The 20,985-nt window shown below is 42.7% G+C and carries 18 protein-coding genes, 3 tRNA genes and 1 other annotated feature; of the genes, 15 read left to right on the top strand and 6 right to left on the bottom strand.

Annotated elements, in window-relative coordinates:
* Positions 1–52: 52 nt before the first annotated feature.
* From AACS92_RS08275 to luxS, 5 genes are all read left to right on the top strand, one after another.
* Positions 53–129: transfer RNA gene (locus tag AACS92_RS08275), tRNA-Arg, on the top strand.
* Between the two features lie 87 nt (positions 130–216).
* Positions 217–293: transfer RNA gene (locus tag AACS92_RS08270), tRNA-Arg, on the top strand.
* Between the two features lie 87 nt (positions 294–380).
* A tRNA-Arg gene (locus AACS92_RS08265) sits at positions 381–457 on the top strand.
* Positions 458–653: 196 nt separating this feature from the next.
* Positions 654–2,213, top strand: coding sequence for a glutamate--cysteine ligase (gene gshA / locus AACS92_RS08260; protein WP_099110749.1), 1,560 nt, complete (start codon positions 654–656; stop codon positions 2,211–2,213).
* 174 nt (positions 2,214–2,387) lie between these two features.
* Positions 2,388–2,903 carry an S-ribosylhomocysteine lyase gene (gene luxS, locus AACS92_RS08255; RefSeq protein WP_099110748.1) on the top strand — a complete coding sequence of 172 codons (516 nt, stop codon included), beginning with the start codon at positions 2,388–2,390 and terminating at the stop codon, positions 2,901–2,903.
* A gap of 87 nt (positions 2,904–2,990) precedes the next feature.
* On the opposite strand, the gene AACS92_RS08250 is transcribed toward luxS, so the two are convergent.
* Together AACS92_RS08250 and AACS92_RS08245 are read right to left on the bottom strand one after the other, a co-directional pair.
* Complete coding sequence (locus tag AACS92_RS08250) at positions 2,991–4,286, bottom strand: HlyC/CorC family transporter (RefSeq protein WP_141554513.1); 1,296 nt, start codon at positions 4,284–4,286, stop codon at positions 2,991–2,993.
* 42 nt (positions 4,287–4,328) lie between these two features.
* Positions 4,329–5,120: a cytochrome C assembly family protein gene (locus AACS92_RS08245; RefSeq protein WP_099110747.1), complete on the bottom strand. Its 792-nt coding sequence runs from the start codon at positions 5,118–5,120 to the stop codon at positions 4,329–4,331.
* A 188-nt stretch (positions 5,121–5,308) separates the two neighbouring features.
* Between AACS92_RS08245 and ffh the strand changes: the two genes are divergently transcribed.
* The 5 genes from ffh to rplS all read left to right on the top strand — a co-directional run bounded on the left by ffh (position 5,309) and on the right by rplS (position 8,827).
* Entirely contained in the window at positions 5,309–6,670 is a 1,362-nt protein-coding gene (ffh, locus tag AACS92_RS08240) for a signal recognition particle protein (RefSeq protein WP_099110746.1), read from the top strand.
* Positions 6,671–6,806: 136 nt separating this feature from the next.
* On the top strand, positions 6,807–7,055 hold the full coding sequence (gene rpsP, locus AACS92_RS08235; RefSeq protein WP_010845359.1) for a 30S ribosomal protein S16: 249 nt from the start codon (positions 6,807–6,809) through the stop codon (positions 7,053–7,055).
* An 18-nt stretch (positions 7,056–7,073) separates the two neighbouring features.
* A complete protein-coding gene (rimM, locus tag AACS92_RS08230) occupies positions 7,074–7,622 on the top strand; it encodes a ribosome maturation factor RimM (protein WP_099110745.1) in 549 nt (182 codons plus the stop codon).
* A gap of 34 nt (positions 7,623–7,656) precedes the next feature.
* Positions 7,657–8,409 carry a tRNA (guanosine(37)-N1)-methyltransferase TrmD gene (trmD, locus tag AACS92_RS08225; protein ID WP_099110744.1) on the top strand — a complete coding sequence of 251 codons (753 nt, stop codon included), beginning with the start codon at positions 7,657–7,659 and terminating at the stop codon, positions 8,407–8,409.
* Positions 8,410–8,473: 64 nt separating this feature from the next.
* Positions 8,474–8,827, top strand: a complete 354-nt coding sequence (rplS, locus tag AACS92_RS08220) for a 50S ribosomal protein L19 (protein ID WP_099110743.1) — start codon at positions 8,474–8,476, stop codon at positions 8,825–8,827.
* A 129-nt stretch (positions 8,828–8,956) separates the two neighbouring features.
* Here the strand turns inward: rplS and AACS92_RS08215 are convergent, their stop codons facing one another.
* Complete coding sequence (locus AACS92_RS08215) at positions 8,957–10,300, bottom strand: anaerobic C4-dicarboxylate transporter (protein WP_099110742.1); 1,344 nt, start codon at positions 10,298–10,300, stop codon at positions 8,957–8,959.
* 494 nt (positions 10,301–10,794) lie between these two features.
* Here AACS92_RS08215 and AACS92_RS08210 point away from each other — a divergent pair, with 494 nt between their 5' ends.
* The gene (locus tag AACS92_RS08210) at positions 10,795–11,889 is read left to right on the top strand and encodes a 3-deoxy-7-phosphoheptulonate synthase (protein WP_099110741.1); all 1,095 of its coding nucleotides are present in this window, start codon (positions 10,795–10,797) and stop codon (positions 11,887–11,889) included.
* Between the two features lie 5 nt (positions 11,890–11,894).
* Positions 11,895–13,016: a bifunctional chorismate mutase/prephenate dehydrogenase gene (gene tyrA / locus AACS92_RS08205; RefSeq protein WP_099110740.1), complete on the top strand. Its 1,122-nt coding sequence runs from the start codon at positions 11,895–11,897 to the stop codon at positions 13,014–13,016.
* Between the two features lie 52 nt (positions 13,017–13,068).
* Here tyrA and pheA read toward each other — a convergent pair whose 3' ends face one another.
* From pheA to bamD, 3 genes are all read right to left on the bottom strand, one after another.
* Positions 13,069–14,223, bottom strand: coding sequence for a bifunctional chorismate mutase/prephenate dehydratase (pheA, locus tag AACS92_RS08200; RefSeq protein WP_099110739.1), 1,155 nt, complete (start codon positions 14,221–14,223; stop codon positions 13,069–13,071).
* 213 nt (positions 14,224–14,436) lie between these two features.
* Positions 14,437–14,560 (bottom strand) — a sequence feature (Phe leader region).
* Between the two features lie 146 nt (positions 14,561–14,706).
* Positions 14,707–15,039: a ribosome-associated translation inhibitor RaiA gene (gene raiA, locus AACS92_RS08195; RefSeq protein WP_099110738.1), complete on the bottom strand. Its 333-nt coding sequence runs from the start codon at positions 15,037–15,039 to the stop codon at positions 14,707–14,709.
* Between the two features lie 328 nt (positions 15,040–15,367).
* Positions 15,368–16,090 carry an outer membrane protein assembly factor BamD gene (gene bamD / locus AACS92_RS08190; RefSeq protein ID WP_193756952.1) on the bottom strand — a complete coding sequence of 241 codons (723 nt, stop codon included), beginning with the start codon at positions 16,088–16,090 and terminating at the stop codon, positions 15,368–15,370.
* A 146-nt stretch (positions 16,091–16,236) separates the two neighbouring features.
* Between bamD and rluD the strand changes: the two genes are divergently transcribed.
* The 3 genes from rluD (at position 16,237) to clpB (ending at position 20,652) form a co-directional block, all read left to right on the top strand.
* On the top strand, positions 16,237–17,214 hold the full coding sequence (gene rluD / locus AACS92_RS08185) for a 23S rRNA pseudouridine(1911/1915/1917) synthase RluD (protein WP_099110736.1): 978 nt from the start codon (positions 16,237–16,239) through the stop codon (positions 17,212–17,214).
* Between the two features lie 4 nt (positions 17,215–17,218).
* Positions 17,219–17,950, top strand: coding sequence for a purine nucleoside phosphorylase YfiH (yfiH, locus tag AACS92_RS08180; protein ID WP_099110735.1), 732 nt, complete (start codon positions 17,219–17,221; stop codon positions 17,948–17,950).
* 128 nt (positions 17,951–18,078) lie between these two features.
* Positions 18,079–20,652, top strand: a complete 2,574-nt coding sequence (gene clpB / locus AACS92_RS08175) for an ATP-dependent chaperone ClpB (RefSeq protein ID WP_099110734.1) — start codon at positions 18,079–18,081, stop codon at positions 20,650–20,652.
* Positions 20,653–20,985 lie beyond the last annotated feature (333 nt).

Raw genomic sequence — 20,985 nt, 5'->3', positions numbered from 1 at the left:
TGGAAAATCGGGTAAGCGACAGCACCTGAACAGAACATAAGAAATTGACAATGCATCCGTAGCTCAGCTGGATAGAGTACTCGGCTACGAACCGAGCGGTCGGAGGTTCGAATCCTCCCGGATGCACCATATTAAATATATCTGATTTATCGGGTATTTAATTCTGTAAAATCGGGTAAGCGACAGCACCTGAACAGAACATAAGAAATTGACAATGCATCCGTAGCTCAGCTGGATAGAGTACTCGGCTACGAACCGAGCGGTCGGAGGTTCGAATCCTCCCGGATGCACCATATTAAATATATCTGATTTATCGGGTATTTAATTCTGTAAAATCGGCTAAGCGACAGCACCTGAACAGAACATAAGAAATTGACAATGCATCCGTAGCTCAGCTGGATAGAGTACTCGGCTACGAACCGAGCGGTCGGAGGTTCGAATCCTCCCGGATGCACCATATTAGATAAACCCCTGCCTTAATAGGCGGGGGTTTTTCGTTTTGGTTTTTATACATTATATTTATTTTATCATTTAGTGTTTGTATTTTGTTCAATAACATATCTTCATCGCTATGTAGTCAGCGACAATTTGGCTTGTTTGATATAAAGTAAGTGCTCAATAATCATCTTATTAAAACTCCACGGGAGGTCAAATTGATCCCGGATGTATCAAAAGCATTGTCATGGTTAGAGGCAAATCCAGCCGTGTTAGATGGCATTTGTCGCGGTATTGAACGTGAAACATTGCGTGTTACTCCAGACGGTCATTTAGCTATGACAAAGCATCCAGAATCGCTAGGTGCTTCTTTAACACATAAATGGATTACAACTGATTTTGCTGAGTCTTTGTTGGAGTTTATCACCCCTGTTGATAGTGATATAAAAAGAACTATAGATTTTCTTAAAGACTTACACCGATACACTGCTAAGAATCTGGTTAATGAAAAAAACTGGCCTTTAAGTATGCCATGCTTCATTGGTAAGGAAGATGACATTACGCTGGCACAGTATGGCCAATCCAATATCGGGCGTTTTAAGACCCTGTATAGGGAGGGGTTGAAAAATCGTTATGGTGCATTGATGCAGACCATCTCTGGCGTGCACTATAATTTTTCACTACCAATCAACTTCTGGCAGGCATGGCTAGGTGTAAAAGATGCAGAAAGTGGTAAAGAACAAATTTCAGCAGGATATTTTAAACTGATCCGCAATTACTATCGGTTCGGTTGGGTAATCCCATACTTGTTTGGTGCATCACCGGCAATTTGTTCCTCGTTTTTACGCGGGAGAGATACTGCGTTATCCTTTGAGCAGACTGAAAAAGGAACTTGTTATTTACCCTATGCGACTTCTTTGAGAATGAGTGACTTAGGGTATACCAACAAATCGCAGAGTGATTTGAATATTACTTTTAATAGCCTTCATACATATGTAGAAGGTCTTAAAAAAGCAATTCACAAGCCGTCGGATGAGTTCGCAGCACTGGGCCTTAAAAAAGATGGTAAGTATTTACAGCTGAATACAAACGTTCTTCAGATAGAGAATGAGCTATATGCACCTATACGTCCTAAACGAGTTGCTGAAGAAGGAGAAACGCCTTCAGATGCTTTACTTCGTGGAGGGGTGGAATATATTGAAGTTCGTTCACTAGATATCAATCCATTCACATCGATCGGCGTCGATGAAACTCAGATCCGTTTTCTGGATTTATTTCTGATATGGTGTGCAGTGGCTGATTCGCCTGTAATGAGCAGTGAAGAGTTAGATTGTTGCCGTAAAAACTGGAATAAGGTGATCCTGGAAGGGCGTAGACCGGATCTTCATGTTGGTATTGGCCATGGGATTGAATTGCAACCGCTCAAGGTAGTTGGTCTTGAATTATTTGCAGATCTGGAACGTGTTGCTGAGGTCTTGGACAGTTGCTCCGGGTCACAATATCAGTCAGTTTGTAAGGAATTGGTTGGTATGTTTGAAGATCCATCGCTGACATTTTCTGCCCGTGTATTAGAACGGATGAAAAATCAGGGGATTGATGGTTTTGGGTTGGAACTGGCTAATAAATATTATCTGGAACTAGTCAACGAGCCGTATAGTATACTCAATGATGAACGTTTTTCTGCGGAGCGTGAAGCTTCAGTAGAGCGACAACGTAATTTGGAACAGCAAGACAACATGAGTTTTGATGATTATCTAAAATTACATGCAGAGTCTTAAAAAATAAAAATGGCCACCGAGTGGTGGCCGAAGTAAAAAAAGTCTCTTAGAAAAATAAGGATGATAACAATTTTGCGCGTCTTCATTAATTAAGACCTGCTGTAATTAAAAAGGTTTCATTTATCTGAAAAAATTTTTTCGTAAAAAAATCTGATGTCTGAGGAGAATAAGATCATGCCTTTATTGGACAGTTTTACCGTTGACCATACGCGTATGTCTGCACCAGCCGTTAGAGTTGCCAAGACGATGAAAACACCTCACGGTGATACTATCACAGTATTTGACCTACGTTTTTGTATTCCTAACAAAGAAGTCATGCCAGAAAAAGGCATTCACACACTTGAACACTTGTTTGCCGGTTTTATGCGCAACCACCTGAATGGCGCTGGAGTTGAAATTATCGATATTTCTCCAATGGGATGCCGTACTGGTTTTTACATGAGCTTAATTGGCGCTCCAGATGAATCCAAAGTTGCTGAAGCATGGAAAGGTGCGATGGCTGATGTACTGAAAGTCCAGGATCAGAAACAAATTCCTGAATTGAATGTTTATCAGTGTGGTACTTATGAAATGCATTCTTTGCAGGAAGCACAGGATATTGCCCGCCACATTCTGGATGCAGATGTTCGTGTTAATAAAAATGATGAACTGGCTTTACCGGAAGAGAAACTGGTTGAACTGCAAGTGTAGTGTGAGTTGAATTAAGCTGAATATAGTAAGACTTGTTATTCTGGCCGTAAAAATACTGTTCTACGGCCAGATTTGTTATGTTATCAATCAGCTGCTGGCTTTAGTATTTTTAGCAGCTCCTTTCTTCATCGGTGTTACACGTACTTTTTTGATAACATTGTCATTGACAGAAAGGATTTCAAAATTGTAATCGTTGATCTGCACCTGAACATTCAATTCCGGGATTTCGCCTAACTCTTCCAGAATCATACCGTTCATTGTTCGCGGCCCGTCAGCCGGCAGTGTCCAGTCAAATGCTTTATTTAATTCACGGATATTGGCTGTACCGTCCACCAGAACCGTACCATCACTTTGAGGCAAGACTTCTTCTGCCAGAGAAGGAGACATAGAGGTGGTAAAATCACCAACGATTTCTTCCAGAATGTCTTCTACTGTCACTAGCCCCTGAATGTCCCCATACTCATCAACAGCCAGACTCGCTTTTTGCTTATTACGCTGAAAGTTAACCAACTGAGCATTTAATGGTGTACTGACAGGAATGAAATAAATTTTATCCGCAGCTCTGATCAGATTTTTTTTCGTAAATTCTTTTTTCTCCATCATGAGACGGTAGGCTTCACGCACACGCAGCATGCCAATAGCATCATCCAGTGAATTCCGGTACAACACAATTCTGCCATGTGGTGAATGTGTCAACTGGCGTATAACGGATTTCCAGTCATCATTAATATCAATGCCGACAATTTCATTACGGGGAACCATAATGTCACCAACAGTGACTTTCTCAAGATCCAGTATCGAGATCAGCATATCCTGATTACGGCGTGAGAGGTTGGTGTTTGATTCATTAACAATTGTTCTCAGTTCATCTTTACTGACTGAGTCATTACGAATGCCAGAAGCTTTGATCCCCAGACAGCGCATAAACAGTAAAGTAATCTTATTAAATGCCCATACAAGCGGCAGCATGATTTTCTGTAGTGGGCGCAATAATAAACTGCTTGGAAAGGCAACTTTTTCCGGGTATAGCGCTGCGATAGTTTTAGGCATAACTTCCGCGAAAACCAGAATCACAAAAGTCAGTATCCCGGTTGCGATTGCAACGCCGGCATCGCCATAAAGACGCATACCTACAATGGTAGCCAGTGAAGATGCCAGAATATTGACAAGGTTATTACCGATCAGGATCAGGCTGATTAGCCTGTCAGGATGGCGCAGCAGTGATTCCACTCTCCGTGCAGGATTGCTACCTTGTTTAGCTAAATGACGTAAGCGATAACGGTTTATTGTCATCATGCCGGTTTCTGAGGCAGAAAAGTAGGCAGAAATGATAACCATGATGACAAGAACAATAATTAATGTGCCTGTTGAGACATGCTCCAAAGCAGAGTTCCTTCCTAATGTTTATATAAGCTGGCTGCGGGTTTAATAAGTCACGAATTCCTGCAACAACCTGCTACCAAAAAAAGCAAGTGTCAGGATAAATGCACCAATCAAATTAAACCAAATAACACGTTTACCGCGCCATCCCTCACGATAATGTCCCCAAAGCAAAATGATATAGATAAACCATGCTAGGAGGGACAAAACCGATTTATGGATATTTTCTTTATTGAAAACATTATCCATATACATGATGCCCGTACATAACGTCAATGTTAGTAAAACTACACCAACCTGGATAATGTGAAACATTTTGCGCTCAATCGTCATTAACGGGGGCATTCCCGGTGAGAAAGTGAGCTTTTTCTTTTTCAGACGATTATCCAGCCAGCTAATCTGTAGCGCATAAAGTGCTGCAATCAGTAACGTGGCATATCCCAGTAATGCCAGCCCAATGTGTATAAATAGGCCAATGCTTCCTTCAAGATGAGTAATGAATTCACCGGGTACCATGCTTGCCAGTATCAAATTTATTACGGCAAAGCTGTAAACAATCGGTAGTAAAAACCAGGCACGACCACGAAAGGCAACAATCGTCATGATGATACAGACCAGTAAGCTGACCATAGAACCTAAATTCAGCAAGGTCAGATTTTGGCCACTACTGACATGGAACACCTGATATTTTAGGGATATCCCATGATTGAAGAGAGCGACAATTGCGAAAAGCAGAGCCAGTTTTTGATAACTGTTTTGTTGCCGCAATAAGCCCGGAACAATGAGTGTCAGGCTAATGAGATAAGCAAGTGAGGCAATGATTGAAAATACTGGCATAAAGTTTTTCGTTTTCGCAATAGTATTAGAGTTAACTTAAAATTTAAGTATACCGTCAGCGAGGATAGCCTCCAACCGTTGTTAATCATACTTGGGAATCTCTTTGCAGAGATTACATAATCATCGTGTTATAATTCACTAAATTTGCCTTACAGGTAGACCCACTTGTAGATATCTGAGCTGAGACAATGTTTGATAATTTAACTGACAGACTATCGCGCACATTGCGCAATATCAGCGGTCGTGGACGGCTGACTGAAGACAATATTAAAGATACGCTGCGCGAAGTTCGCATGGCTTTACTTGAAGCGGATGTTGCGTTACCTGTAGTGCGTGATTTCATTTCAAGAGTCAAAGAAAGCGCGGTAGGACATGAAGTTAACAAAAGTCTAACCCCCGGGCAGGAATTCGTCAAAATTGTTCAAAATGAACTGATAAAGGCGATGGGGGAGGTGAACAGCGAATTGAATCTTGCTGTTCAGCCCCCGGCAGTCATTCTGATGGCGGGTTTGCAGGGGGCCGGTAAGACAACCAGCGTTGCAAAACTGGGTAAGTTGCTGAAAGAAAAAAGTAAGAAAAAAGTCCTGGTTGTTTCTGCTGACGTATATCGCCCGGCAGCGATCAAGCAGCTTGAAACGTTGTCAGAAACCGTCGGAATTGATTTTTTCCCGTCAGACCCACAAGAAAAACCAGTTGATATTGTTAATAAAGCCACCCAGCATGCCAAACTGAAATTCTATGATGTGCTTTTGGTCGATACAGCAGGGCGTCTGCATGTCGATGAAGCCATGATGGATGAAATTAAAGACGTTCATGCAGCAATCAAACCTATTGAAACCCTGTTCGTTGTCGATGCAATGACGGGGCAGGATGCTGCAAACACGGCTAAAGCATTTAATGAAGCGTTACCACTGACAGGGGTTGTACTGACTAAAGTCGATGGTGATGCTCGTGGCGGTGCTGCACTTTCTATCCGGCATATTACGGGTAAGCCAATTAAATTCCTTGGTGTTGGTGAAAAGACTGATGCTCTGGAGCCTTTCCATCCTGACCGCATTGCATCGCGGATTCTAGGGATGGGGGATATGCTCTCCTTAATTGAAGAGATCGAAAGCAAAGTTGATCGAAGTCAGGCGGAAAAACTGGCATCAAAACTGAAAAAAGGTGATGGTTTTGATTTAACTGATTTTCTTGATCAGCTTAAGCAAATGCGCAATATGGGCGGTATGGCGAGTATGCTGAGCAAGATGCCGGGCATGTCTCAGGTTCCTGATGCTGTCAAATCTCAAATGGATGACAAAGTTCTGGTTAAGATGGAAGCCATCATCAATTCAATGACCCGCAAGGAACGTGAAAAGCCGGAAATTATCAAAGGATCGCGCAAACGCCGTATTGCAATGGGTTCCGGTACTCAGGTGCAGGATGTTAACCGTTTACTGAAACAGTTTGATGAAATGCAGCGCATGATGAAAAAAATGAAGAAGGGTGGAATGGCAAAAATGATGCGGAGCATGAAAGGCATGCTGCCACCTGGTTTCATGGGGCGATAATCAACAAATTTCGAAAGAAAATGCTCTTTGGATTGCTTTTTGCGCCAAAGTGAGTAAAATTTTCGGGCTTTTTCATGGACAGCCGGACTCCGTTCCTCGATGGAGTCTGGTTGTTTTGATAACTAATGAGGATGTTATGGTAACAATTCGTTTAGCTCGTGGTGGCGCTAAAAAGCGTCCGTTTTATCAAGTAGTAGTGACCGACAGCCGCAATGCGCGTGATGGTCGCTTCATTGAGCGCGTTGGTTTCTTCAACCCTATCGCATCAGGGAATGCTGAAGCTCTGCGTTTAGATCTGGACCGTATCGAACATTGGGTTGGTCTGGGTGCATCTGTGTCTGATCGTGTTGCGGCACTGATCAAAGACGCTAAAAAAGCAGCTTAATCTGTCGCGGTGGTAACAATGAGCAAACAATCTGGCCTGGAGCACCCTGTTGATCCAATTGTGTTGGGGAAATTAGGGTCAGCGTACGGCATACGTGGTTGGCTCAGAGTTTTTTCCTCCACCGAACAAGCCGAAGACATCTTTGAATATCAGCCGTGGTTTATTCAGCGTTCCGGCCAGTGGCAACACGTTGAGCTGGAAACATGGAAATATCACAATCAGGATTTGATCATCAAAATCAAAGGTATTGATGATCGGGATGCCGCTAATTTATTCACTAACAGTGAAGTAGTGGTGGATTCATCCCAATTACCAGCACTGGAAGACGGTGATTATTACTGGAAAGACCTCACGGGTTGCCAGGTAATCAATACGGCAGGTTATAACCTTGGCATTGTCCAGGATATGATGGAAACCGGGTCTAATGATGTGATGGTAATAAAGGCAAACCTGAAAGATGCATTCGGTATCAAGGAGCGGTTGATTCCGTTTCTTGATGGGCAGGTTATCAAGAAAGTTGATCTCGCTACCAAAACTATTGAAGTAGATTGGGATCCTAGTTTTTAATCTCCGGTAAACCGGTTGAGAAGTGGGACGCTATATGTGGATTGGGGTAATTAGCCTGTTTCCTGAAATGTTCCGCGCAATAACCGATTACGGGGTAACTGGTCGGGCAGTGAAAAATGGCCTGCTCAGTATCGATTGCTGGAGTCCGCGGGATTTTACCTACGACAGGCATCGTACTGTGGATGACCGCCCTTATGGTGGTGGTCCTGGCATGCTGATGATGGTACAACCATTACGGGAAGCCATACAGGCAGCTAAAGCAGCGGCTGGTGTTGGTGCAAAGGTGATATATCTTTCACCTCAGGGGCGTAAACTCGACCAACAGGGAGTTTGCGAGCTGGCAGCAAATGAGAAATTAATTCTGGTTTGCGGTCGTTATGAAGGTATTGATGAGCGCGTTATCCAAACCGAAATTGACGAAGAATGGTCTATCGGTGATTACGTTCTCAGCGGGGGAGAACTTCCTGCGATGACAATGATTGATTCCATATCCCGGTTTATTCCAGGGGTGTTGGGGCGTCAGGCATCGGCAGAAGAGGACTCGTTTGCTGACGGGCTGTTGGATTGCCCGCATTATACCCGCCCTGAAGTGTTGGATGGGATGGAAGTCCCGGCAGTTTTACTGTCAGGAAATCATGCCCAAATTGATCGCTGGCGCTTGAAACAATCACTGGGTCGTACTTGGCTAAGAAGGCCCGAACTTCTAGAAAGCCTAGCTCTGACTGACGAGCAAAGGATGTTGCTGGCTGAATTCCAACAGGAATATCAGGATCAGGCAACGAATTAATCTAGACATATCCAATAAAGGAATGTCTCTGATATATCAGTTTACCTAGGGTAAGAGAGTTATTATGAGCAACATTATTAAACAACTTGAACAAGAGCAGATGAAGCAAGACGTACCTTCATTCCGTCCGGGTGACACCGTGGAAGTTAAGGTATGGGTCGTTGAAGGTTCTAAAAAGCGTCTGCAGACATTCGAGGGCGTGGTTATCGCGATTCGTAACCGCGGTCTGCACTCTGCATTCACTGTTCGTAAGATTTCTAACGGCGAAGGTGTTGAGCGTGTATTCCAGACTCACTCCCCAGTCGTAGACAGCATCCATGTTAAACGTCGTGGTGCTGTTCGCAGAGCTAAACTGTACTACCTGCGTGAGCGTTCTGGTAAGGCAGCTCGTATTAAAGAGCGTCTGGGCGCTAAATAATACGCTTTTGCTACATCCGAAAGTTATAGGCCAGCAATTTGCTGGCCTTTTTAGTTTCTCTATTTTTTCTCTTTCAGAAAAATAAATAGCCCGCAATCAGCGAGCTATTCTGTCAGTCCACACCGTGGATTACATAAAAGTGCTGACTAAGACATACCCTACCGTACAGGCACTGCTAACGCCAATCAGACCCGGCACAAGGAAGCTATGGTTGATGATAAATTTCCCGATTTTTGTTGTACCTGAGCGGTCAAAACCGATGCAGGCCAGATCACTTGGATAGGTAGGTAAAACAAAATAACCATAAGCTGCTGGGAAGAAGGCAATCAAAAGTTTAGGATCAACACCAAGTTGTAATCCCATTGGAGCAATTGCGGTCAAAGCTGCGGCCTGGCTGTTAACCAATTTTGACACCAGAAACAGCACTAATGCATAAGTCCAGGGTTTTGCCTGAACAATATCTTCCAATACCAGTTTCAAATCGCCTAAATGTGAATGAAAGAAGGTATCACTCATCCATGCAACGCCAAAAACAGAAAAGATAGCAACCATTCCGGCTTTGAATACGGCACTATTAGCTATTTCGCTGGTTTTGACTTTACAGGTCATCAAAATGATTGAACCCGCGATCAGCATCATCATCTGGATAACCAGATTCATAGAGAGTGGTTTTAATTCACCTTTTACTTCAAAAACAGGTCGTAGTTCAGTGCATGAACCGAACAACACCACGATTGCAATGGCAGCGAAAAAGATCCAAGTGGCTCTGTATGCCTGCTTAGGAAAGACCTGATCTAACAGCGTTTCTGAATTACCGTAGATAAATTCTCGTTGTTTAGGATCTTTAATTTTTTCCTGAAATTCTTCGTCCTTATCTAAATCTTTACCTCGGCGTAAACTCCATAATGCAGCAAGTACTACCCCGGTCAGTGATGCAGGAATTGAAATGGTCAGGATTTCTAAGATCCCGTAGGCATGTCCGATACCATGACTGGCCGCAATAATTGATACTAAAGAAACGACGGCAACAGAAACGGGAGAGGCAGTAATTGCCATTTGTGAGGCAACAGATGCGACTGCCATCGGACGTTCAGGGCGAATGCCTTTTTTTAAGGCAATATCACCGATGATAGGGAACATGGTATAAACCACATGACCTGTACCACAGAGGAAAGTTAACATCCATGTAGTGAGTGGCGCTAAAATAGTAATATGTTGTGGATGGCGGCGTAGAAGACGTTCAGCACATTGCATCATCACATTCAGGCCACCCGCAGTTTGTAAAACAGATGCGCAGCCGATCACAGCAAGAATAGTTAGCATTACATCAACTGGTGGCTTGCCTGGCTCTAATCCAAAAAGAAATGTCAGTATAAAAAGCCCGATGCCACTGATCAGCCCCAATCCCATGCCCGCATAACGCGTACCTATCAATAAGCATATAATTATTATGGCAAATTGCAGCGTTATCATATCTATCCTTAATGAATGAGTAAAAAATGAACGTTGATAACCCACTTCTTTTAGACAGTGTTATTCAACCATTCTTCATAAATGTTTTTATATAGTTTCCACTTAACATTAAAAACACATGTTAATATTATTAAAATAAAAATATAAAAACGGGATTAAGATCTTATTTTTATCAACTGATTTTTAAAGGTAATTGACTTTTTTATAAATAATTAATCAATGGTTAATAAAATATTGCTATTAGAGGTTTAATTGTTAAATATATTATTAAGTCATTTACGTTAAGGTTGTTTAATATATTTCTATTGATAATTAGAATATATGTAAATTATTTATGCATTGATTAATATCAATTACCAAGAGGATTTGGTGTAAAATTAAATTTACACTATCGTAAAAAAATATAAACAATCGGATTGTATTCTTTACGGAGCGTGGTATGTTATCCGGCAGACGCTAAAAACTTAAACAGACAAATAAAGCAGGTATGAAAAATGATCATGCAAAAAGACGCGCTTAATAACATTCACATCCTCGATGAACAGGTTCTGATTACACCGGAAGAGCTGAAACTAAAATATCCATTGAGTAGCAGCGATTTGCATGCCATTACAAACGCGCGTAATACTATTGCAGATATCATCCATCATGATGATCCCCGTTTGTTGGTGGTATGTGGCCCATGTTCTATTCATGATGTGGATGCTGCTCTTGATTATGCCCAACGCCTGAAATCACTTTCTGCCGAACTGAGCGATTGTCTGTATATAGTTATGCGTGTCTATTTCGAAAAACCTCGTACTACTGTTGGTTGGAAAGGTTTGATCAGTGATCCTTATATGGATGGGTCGTTTGATATGGATGGCGGATTACATATTGCCCGTCGTTTATTACTGAATCTGGTAGAAATGGGGTTGCCATTGGCAAATGAAGCACTTGATCCTAACAACCCTCAATATTTGGGCGATCTTTTTAGTTGGTCAGCGATTGGAGCAAGAACGACTGAGTCTCAGACTCACCGTGAGATGGCTTCAGGCTTATCAGTATCAGTTGGTTTTAAAAATGGTACGGATGGTAATTTAAATACTGCGATTAATGCGATGAAAGCTGCCTCAATGCCACATCGCTTTATGGGGATAAATCAGTCTGGTCAGGTGTGCCTGCTGCAAACCCGGGGTAATCCAAACGGCCATATAATATTACGTGGTGGAGCGGAGCCTAATTATAGTCCTAAGCATGTGCGTGACTGTGAAAATCAGATGGTTAAGGCAGGTTTAGTTCCATCACTGATGATTGATTGTAGTCATGGTAACTCTAATAAAGATTTTCGCCGTCAAAGTGTTGTTGTGGATTCTGTCGCTGAGCAAATTATGCAAGGGAATCAATCCATCATTGGTGTCATGTTAGAAAGTCATATTAATGAAGGAAACCAGTCTTCCGAGCTAACCCGTTCTGAAATGCAATATGGTGTTTCTGTCACTGATGCTTGTATTAGCTGGGAAACGACGGAGCAGGTATTAAGAAAATTACATCAGCAAATCAAGCCACATTTATCAAAACGAAACATAACGATGAAACAGGCAGGGTAATTGACATGGCAGCAGAATTATCGCAATTGCGGGAAAAAATTGATGAGGTAGACAAAGCTCTACTGAATTTACTTTCCAGACGGATGGATTTGGTTGCTGAAGTCGGTGAGGTTAAGAGTCAGCTTGGTTTACCGATTTATGCACCCGAAAGGGAGGCCTGTATGCTGGCTTCTCGCCGCCAGGAGGCAGAAATACTTGGGATTTCTCCGGATTTAATTGAAGATATTCTGCGCCGTATTATGCGTGAGTCTTATGCCAGTGAAAATGATAAAGGCTTTAAAAAGCTCAATGCTGATATAGGGCCTATTGTTATTGTTGGTGGTTCTGGAAAAATGGGCCGGTTATTTAATCGGTTATTGACCTTATCAGATTACGAAGTCAGGATCCTTGAGGCGAATGACTGGGAACGAGCTGAAACTATTTTAGCTGGTGCTGGCATGGTCATTATCAGCGTACCTATCCATTTAACTGAAGATATTATCCACCGTTTACCCCCTTTGCCTGAAGAGTGCATTTTGGTGGATTTGGCTTCTATCAAACAAAAGCCACTTCAGGCTATGCTTGATGTACACAAAGGGCCTGTTTTGGGTTTACACCCAATGTTTGGGCCGGACGTGGGAAGTTTTGCTAAGCAAGTGGTTGTTTTTTGTGATGGTCGACAGTCCGAATCATATCAGTGGTTTCTGGAACAAATATCAGTCTGGGGAGCTCGACTACATAAAATCGATGCAGATCAGCATGATAAAAATATGAGTTTTATTCAGGCACTACGCCATTTCACTACTTTTTCTTATGGACGGCATCTGTTAAAAGAAGATATCGACTTACAGCAACTGTTATCGTTGTCTTCACCCATTTATCGTCTGGAACTGGCTATGGTTGGCCGATTATTTGCTCAGGATCCACAATTGTATGCAGATATTATTATGTCCAGCCCTGAAAATCTTGAACTGATTCGTCGTTATCATCAGAGCTTCGGGCAGGCTTTGGCGCTTTTGGAGAATCAGGATAAAAAAGCATTTATTGCAAGCTTTAATCAAGTGAGCGAATGGTTTGGTGATGAAGCAAACCGATTTATGAAAGAAAGCCGGGCACTCTTACAGCAGGCTAATGATAACCGTGTATAAGCGAATCGGTTGCTGTGAAGGAAAAGCCGGATGTTGCCATCCGGTTTACTATTCAGAATGGATCGACCGAGGGAACATTTTCTGAGGGATAACATCCTAATATTTTCAAAAAGTGGGTGATTCCAGACAATTCCTTAAGAGCTTGTTGCATTTTCATAGAACGGATATTGGCCTGAACATCAATATAAAACATCTCTTCCCATGGCTTACCGTTTATCGGGCGTGATTCCAGTTTACTCATAATAATATTGTGCTTTTTTAAGATAATGAGTGCGTCAACCAGAGCACCAGCCTGCTGTCCTGTGGACATAATAAAAGTCGTTTTTGCCGGAACCTGATCTGATACTTCAATCGGTTTCTGGGCGACAACAATAAAACGGGTACTGTTATTTTGTTGGTTTGCCAGATTATTTTCTAAAACTTTTAGTCCGTAAAGTACGCCTCCGGCTTCACTTCCTAATACCGCCACATCCGGTGAATCTATCTCAGTTACCTTTTGCATGGCAACGGCAGTACTTTCACAATAGATGATATTCCAGTGCGGGAAGTGATTAAGATATTGGCTACATTGCTGAAATGGCTGAGGGTGACTATAGACTGTTTTTATCTTAGAAATATCACTCTCTTTGCTAACCAATAAGCAGTGATTGATCGGAAGAGTAATTTCTCCTACCAAAGATAATGGCGTGTGCTGCAATAGGTCATAAACATCATTTATTGCTCCGGAACTGGTGTTTTCCAGTGGCAGGATACCGTAATCAGCCTGACCAATTTCCACTAATGAAAAGATATCAGGGAATTTATGACAGCTACATTCAATTAACTGATTGAAATGTCGTGCTGAAAACTGACGGGCTGCAAGGTGAGAATAAGAGCCTTTTGGGCCAAGAAAGGCAATTCGTGCCGTATCATAAGGCGTCTGGTTCAGATGTTGCTGTAGAAGGGCTTGCTGTGTCAGTACTGAATCTTCAATGATCATCTGGAACAGGCGGGTAATGTAAAACCCATCCAATCCACGAGACCTACCTTTATCAATTAACACATCCAGTAATTCTCGTTCCCGATTTTTATCCCGTATCGGGCGATTATCATGAAGTTTTGTTTGTGCGACATCACAGGCTAATTGCCGGCGTTGTGCTAGTAAATCCAGTAAATCAGCATCAATGCTGCTGATTTTTTTACGAATGTTAATTAAATCTCGTTCCATAGTACATTCCTGATATTTTTATTATAAAAGTAATTTGTATCTTTCAAATTGCAGCCCGTAATCTAGCGGGGCTATACACTTCGTCTTTCAAGTTGCCTCTTTGTTGGCTGCGCTCGCTCACCCCAGTCACATAGTTATCTATGCTCCTGAGGATTCTCTCCCTTGCCGCCGTGACGCATTTTGAAATCCATTGTGTATATAAATTATGGTCTGTAAAAAAAAACCTCCCGTTGGTAGGGAGGTTTTCTTGTTCGTCTTCTTTTTATCTTTTAAAAACGAGAAACTCCCTCATAGGAAGGTAAAAAAGAAAAAGAAGAAAAACAGTTTAATATTCATGTCATTTATATCTTAATTTTTGCAGAATCAAATAGTGTACTTTAATTAACCTATTTGCTGAGGTATGTCAATAGATGGGGAAAAGGGATACAGGAATAAAAGAACAATAAAACGCGCCCATTGAGCGCGTTGAGAAAACAAAACAGGTTATATTTCCAGATTAAGATTGGATTCTTTCACACTATGTTCTGCTCTGCGGGCTTCTCCTTTATGCTGAACTTTATTAAGTTGGCGTTCTAATTTCATCAGCAATTCATTGATAGCAGCATACATATCTTCATGTTTGGCACTTGCAACCAGCGTAGCATTTGGCGTGCCAATCGTGGCATCAACCAAAAATCCTTGTGGCTCTTTTGAAAGTACAATATGTGGATTGATTAGATTGACTTGCCATTTGTTCAACTTATTTAGACGGTCTTCCACATGGCTACGAATCGCGGGGGTAATTTCCATTTGTTTGCTGGTTATGTTTACTAACATATAGTTACCTCTTTATTTCTGTTGCTCCGTCTTTGATGGGTTCAGCATAACTCGCTTTTCGAGAAAAAGAATGATCTAAATCACTTTTATTCGGGGATGCTGGCGTGGATAAGCGAAATTGTGATTAATGATGAATATATGGACAATATTTGTTGCTAAGAGAGAAGTAATGCGTCATTATCGATCAGTTATGGTATTATCAACTTAAGAAATAATTCTGGAATTTAAATAGATTTCTGTCCGGTTATAATGTTCTCCCCTAAAAAAATAGCAGCCACATAGCTGCTATTTTTATGATGTTCTTTTGAAAGAATGTGCTTTCGAAATTCTAGGCTGGATTGGCAGCAATTAATGCCGCAACTTTATGTGCTTCGGTTTCAAGTCCCAGAGCTTTGTATGCCTTTTCCATATAAGGCAGCGCTTCTCTGGTTGATTGGGTATCCGGATAATTCTGTAGCATTTGCTCTGTACGGTTGACGACCGCGACGTAAGCCCCACGTTTAGTGTAATATTGAACAACGGCAAGCTCATGTTTAGCTAAACGATCTTTCAGAAAGACTAAACGTTTGTAAGCATCGGCTACATACTGGCTGTTAGGGTAATAACGTACCAATTGACTGAAATCGCGGAATGCGGCACGGGCATTTTCAGGATCACGATCTGAGCGGTCAAGGCCCAAAAAGTCCTGCAGAAGGTTATCATCCATAGCCTGTAATACCAGACCACGCATATACATTACATAGTCAATATGCGGGTGGGTTGGGTTCAGGCGCATGAAACGTTCAATAGATGCAAGAGCGAGAGGAAATTCTGCTGATTTATAATAAGCATAAATTAAATCCAGCTGAACCTGCTGAGAATAGGGGCCGAAAGGATAACGGTTATCCAGGGATTCCAATTGCTTGATAGCCGCTTTATAGTTACCGTCTTGCAGTTTTTCCTGCCCGTTTGAATAAATTTGAGATGGCGGGATATCAGGAACAGCCTCTTTATTGCTGGAGCACCCAGATAAAACCAGGCTCAATGTGGTCGCTGCCACCAGATATTTCATGCGAATCATCACGTGTTGATTACCCTCTGATTGTTTTCTGGGAGACTATCCGCGAAGCTCCCGGCGAAAGATAGAGTACAATAGCACACTATTTTAAATGAAACGGCCTCGCCGTCAAAACTCAACGTAAAATATAGAAGTTATATATGGCACAACAAATACGACTTAATACGACAGTCGCTGAATCTCAGCTCGGTCAGCGTTTAGATCAAGCTTTGGCTGAATTGTTCCCTGATTATTCCCGCTCACGTATAAAAGAGTGGATTTTGAATGATAAAGTTCAGGTTAATGGCAAATTAATTAATAAGCCAAAGGAAAAAGTACTGGGCGGAGAAGAAATTTCTATTGATGCTATCATTGAAGAAGATGCCCGTTGGGAACCGCAGGATATAAAACTGAACGTTGTTTATGAAGATGACGATATTCTGGTTATTAATAAACCACGTGATTTAGTTGTACACCCGGGCGCCGGAAACCCAGATGGCACGATACTGAATGCTCTGCTATATCGTTATCCGGAGATTGCAGATGTTCCCCGGGCAGGTATTGTTCACCGTCTTGATAAAGATACGACAGGCCTGATGGTAGTTGCAAAAACAGTTCCGGCGCAGACTCGTTTGGTCGAATCCCTGCAATTACGTGAAATTACCCGTGAGTATGAAGCAGTTGCACTGGGGCATATGACAGCAGGTGGGATCGTAGAAGAACCGATATCTCGCCATCCGACAAAGCGGACACATATGGCAGTTCACCCAATGGGTAAACCGGCAGTGACTCACTATCGGGTTATGGAGCATTTCCGGGCGCATACCCGCCTTCGTTTACGCCTGGAGACGGGAAGGACACACCAAATCCGCGTGCATATGTCACATATTAAACATCCATTGGTTGGAGATCAGCTTTACGGTGGTCGTCCTCGTCCTCTGAAAGGAGCTTCTGAGGAATTTCGCGAAGTGATGCGCAACTTTGACCGCCAGGCATTGCACGCAACTATGCTGCGTCTTTATCATCCAATCACAGGTATTGAGATGGAATGGCATGCGCCATTACCTGACGATATGGTTAAGCTGATTGATGTGATGAAAGCGGATGCCGAAATTTTTAAAGATGAAATGGATTGGTAGTTAAATGACACGACTGATTTTTCCTGACTGGCCACAGCCTGAGGGTGTTGGCGCGTGTAGTACAACCCGGACGGGGGGGATGAGTCTCCCTCCCTATGAGAGTCTGAATTTAGGCCTTCACGTTGGTGATGATCCTCTATACGTGGAGCGAAACCGTGAACTGTTGGTGGAATATGCACGATTGCCACAGCAGCCTGTTTGGTTGGAACAAGTACATGGAACACGGGTTATCAGGCTAGAGGGGCAGTCAGTAGAAAATAATCAGGCTGATGCAGTTTATACCAATCAAGTTGGGCAGGTATGTGCTGTAATGACAGCAGATTGTCTGCCTGTACTTTTTTGTTCCGTCGACGGTGATGAAGTCGCAGCAGCTCATGCGGGATGGCGTGGATTATGTGCCGGTGTGTTGGAAAATACGGTGGCTCAATTTACGACAAGGCCCGATCTGATTCAGGCATGGTTGGGGCCTGCTATTGGCCCTGAACAGTTTGAGGTCGGACGTGAGGTTATGGACGCCTTTCTGGCAACAGATCCTAATCTGGAGCAGGCTTTTACTCCTTATGGGATGAAATTTCTGGCAAATATCTATTTACTGGCTAGATTAAAGTTGAAGTCTATTGGGATAAAAAACGTTTTTGGAGGCGCAGCTTGCACGGTCTCAGAAGAAAAGACTTTTTTTTCTTATCGTCGTGATGGTGTTACCGGACGTATGGCAACTTTAATCTGGTTGAAGTGATCTATCGTGCAGGGTGGTCTTTGGTGCATAGCGCAAGTTTCCAATTAACTTTTCAGAGAACCTTGAATATTTAAGGAATGACCTTATTTAATCTCCAGTAGCAAATTCTGACCAGTATTGGAGGTGTTATGCGTCTGGATCGTCTTACTAATAAATTCCAGCTTGCTCTCGCTGACGCCCAATCCTTCGCATTAGGGCGTGATAATCAATTCATCGAACCTATCCACTTGATGAGCGCATTGCTCAGCCAAGAGGGTGGCTCTGTCCGTCCTTTATTAATGTCTGCCGGGATTGATACAGGAAACTTGCATGATCGACTGAACCTAGCTTTGGACAGACTACCAAAAGTAGAAGGGAGTGGCGGTGATGTACAGGTATCCAATGAATTGGGGCGTTATTTAAACCTGTGTGACAAACTTGCTCAGAAAGCGGGTGATAACTTTATTTCTTCTGAACTCTTTGTTCTGGCAGCGCTGGAAGAACGTGGAACGTTAAGTGACATATTAAAAGCTGCGGGAGCAACAAAAGATAAAATCACTAAGGCAATAGAAATGATGCGCGGTGGTGAAAAAGTAAATGATCAGAGTGCTGAAGACCAACGTCAGGCACTAAAAAAGTACACAATAGATCTCACTGAACGAGCCGAACAAGGCAAACTTGACCCTGTAATTGGGCGTGATGAGGAAATTCGACGGACAATTCAGGTACTGCAACGCCGAACCAAGAACAATCCCGTTTTGATAGGTGAGCCGGGCGTTGGGAAAACAGCTATTGTCGAAGGGCTGGCACAGCGGATTGTTAATGGTGAAGTTCCTGAAGGGCTGAAAAACAAAAGAGTCCTGTCCCTTGATATGGGCGCATTATTGGCGGGGGCTAAATACCGGGGAGAATTTGAAGAGCGTCTGAAAGGTGTTTTGAACGATCTCTCCAAACAGGAAGGTTCGGTCATTCTGTTTATCGATGAATTACATACGATGGTAGGTGCCGGTAAGGCAGATGGTGCAATGGATGCCGGCAATATGCTAAAACCAGCACTAGCCCGTGGTGAGCTGCACTGTGTTGGTGCGACGACCTTAGATGAATATCGCCAGTATATTGAGAAAGATGCGGCACTGGAGCGTCGTTTCCAGAAAGTTTACGTTGCTGAGCCTACCGTTGAGGATACTATTGCTATTCTACGCGGCCTTAAAGAACGCTATGAACTTCATCACCATGTTCAGATAACTGATCCGGCAATTGTGGCAGCGGCGACATTATCTCATCGTTATATTTCAGATCGCATGTTACCTGATAAAGCGATTGACTTGATTGACGAAGCCGGAGCCAGCCTGCGTATGCAGATGGATTCAAAACCAGAAGCGTTGGATCGCCTGGAACGCAGGATTATTCAATTAAAACTCGAACAGCAGGCGCTAAAAAAAGAATCGGATGAAGCGAGTAAAAAGCGCCTTGATATGCTGAATGAAGAGCTGGTGGAAAAAGAGCGCGAATATTCTGAACTGGAAGAAGAGTGGAAAGCAGAAAAAGCAGAGCTTACCGGTACTCAAAACATCAAAGCCGAATTAGAAAATGCTCGTATAGAATTGGAAAAAGCCCGTCGCGGTGGTGACTTGGCTAGGATGTCTGAAATCCAGTACGGGAAAATTCCAGAACTGGAAAAACAGCTAGCAGCAGCAACAACAGCAGAAAATCACCCAATGAAACTGCTGCGTAACAAAGTGACTGATGCTGAAATTGCTGAAATCCTTGCTCGCTGGACAGGGATTCCAGTATCCAGAATGCTGGAAAGCGAAAAAGATAAACTATTGCGTATGGAGCATGAATTACATAAACGTGTAATTGGACAAAATGAGGCAGTTGATGCAGTAGCAAACGCAATTCGCCGCAGTCGTGCTGGTTTATCGGATCCAAATCGTCCGATTGGTTCTTTCATGTTTTTAGGGCCGACAGGTGTTGGTAAAACGGAGCTGTGTAAAGCATTAGCCAATTTCCTGTTTGATAGTGACGATGCAATGGTTCGTATCGACATGTCTGAATTTATGGAAAAACATTCGGTTTCCAGGCTGGTGGGCGCACCTCCGGGATATATTGGCTATGAAGAAGGTGGTTATCTGACAGAAGCGGTACGTCGCCGTCCTTATTCAGTCATCTTGCTGGATGAAGTTGAAAAAGCGCATCCGGATGTTTTCAATATATTGTTGCAAGTATTGGATGATGGCCGTTTGACCGACGGTCAGGGAAGAACGGTTGATTTTCGTAATACTGTCGTAATTATGACATCTAATCTCGGTTCAGACATGATTCAGGAACGTTTTGGCGTACTGGACTATGCCGGAATGAAAGATATGGTGATGGAGATCGTGGGTCATCATTTCCGACCTGAATTTATTAACCGGATCGATGAGGTCGTGGTATTCCATCCATTAGGAAAAGAACATCTGAAAGCTATCACGAGTATTCAGTTGCAGCGTTTATATAAGCGTCTGGAAGAACGGGGCTATCAAGTCACCATGACATCGCCGGCATTAGAGAAACTGAGCGAAGCGGGTTTTGACCCTGTATATGGAGCACGCCCATTAAAACGGGCTATCCAACAAGAGATTGAAAACCCATTGGCTCAACAAATACTTTCTGGTGTACTGATTCCCGGTAAGTTAGTGACATTGGATCTGGAAAACGACCACATTATTGCAAAACAATGATGTTTTTTGCCCAGTCTACTCAGTGGGGACTTATAGATAGCTATCTATATAGGCACTTATCGAGTGAAAATGTTACTAGGGCAATATAAAAGATATAATAAAGGTAAAAAAGAGGTGGAAAATCCACCTCTTTTTCTGTTTTTTAGATTAAAAAAAAGCCTGATAAGCTATTTTTGTTTAATAATCGCTCGGTTGAAATCTTTTTTTAAAATAGTTGTTGCCAGCGTCGGAAAACTCCCTATAATGCGCATCCGTTGTCACGACAAACACACAAACAAGTCGAGATGACAAGAGTTGAAAGCCGCGAAAATAAAGGCTTGACACTCTGAGAGG

This window comes from Xenorhabdus sp. KJ12.1 (assembly GCF_963876495.1).
GTDB lineage: Bacteria > Pseudomonadota > Gammaproteobacteria > Enterobacterales > Enterobacteriaceae > Xenorhabdus > Xenorhabdus stockiae.
Note: the sequence above shows the minus strand (reverse complement) of the source record. Positions and strands in the feature narration are given on the sequence as shown.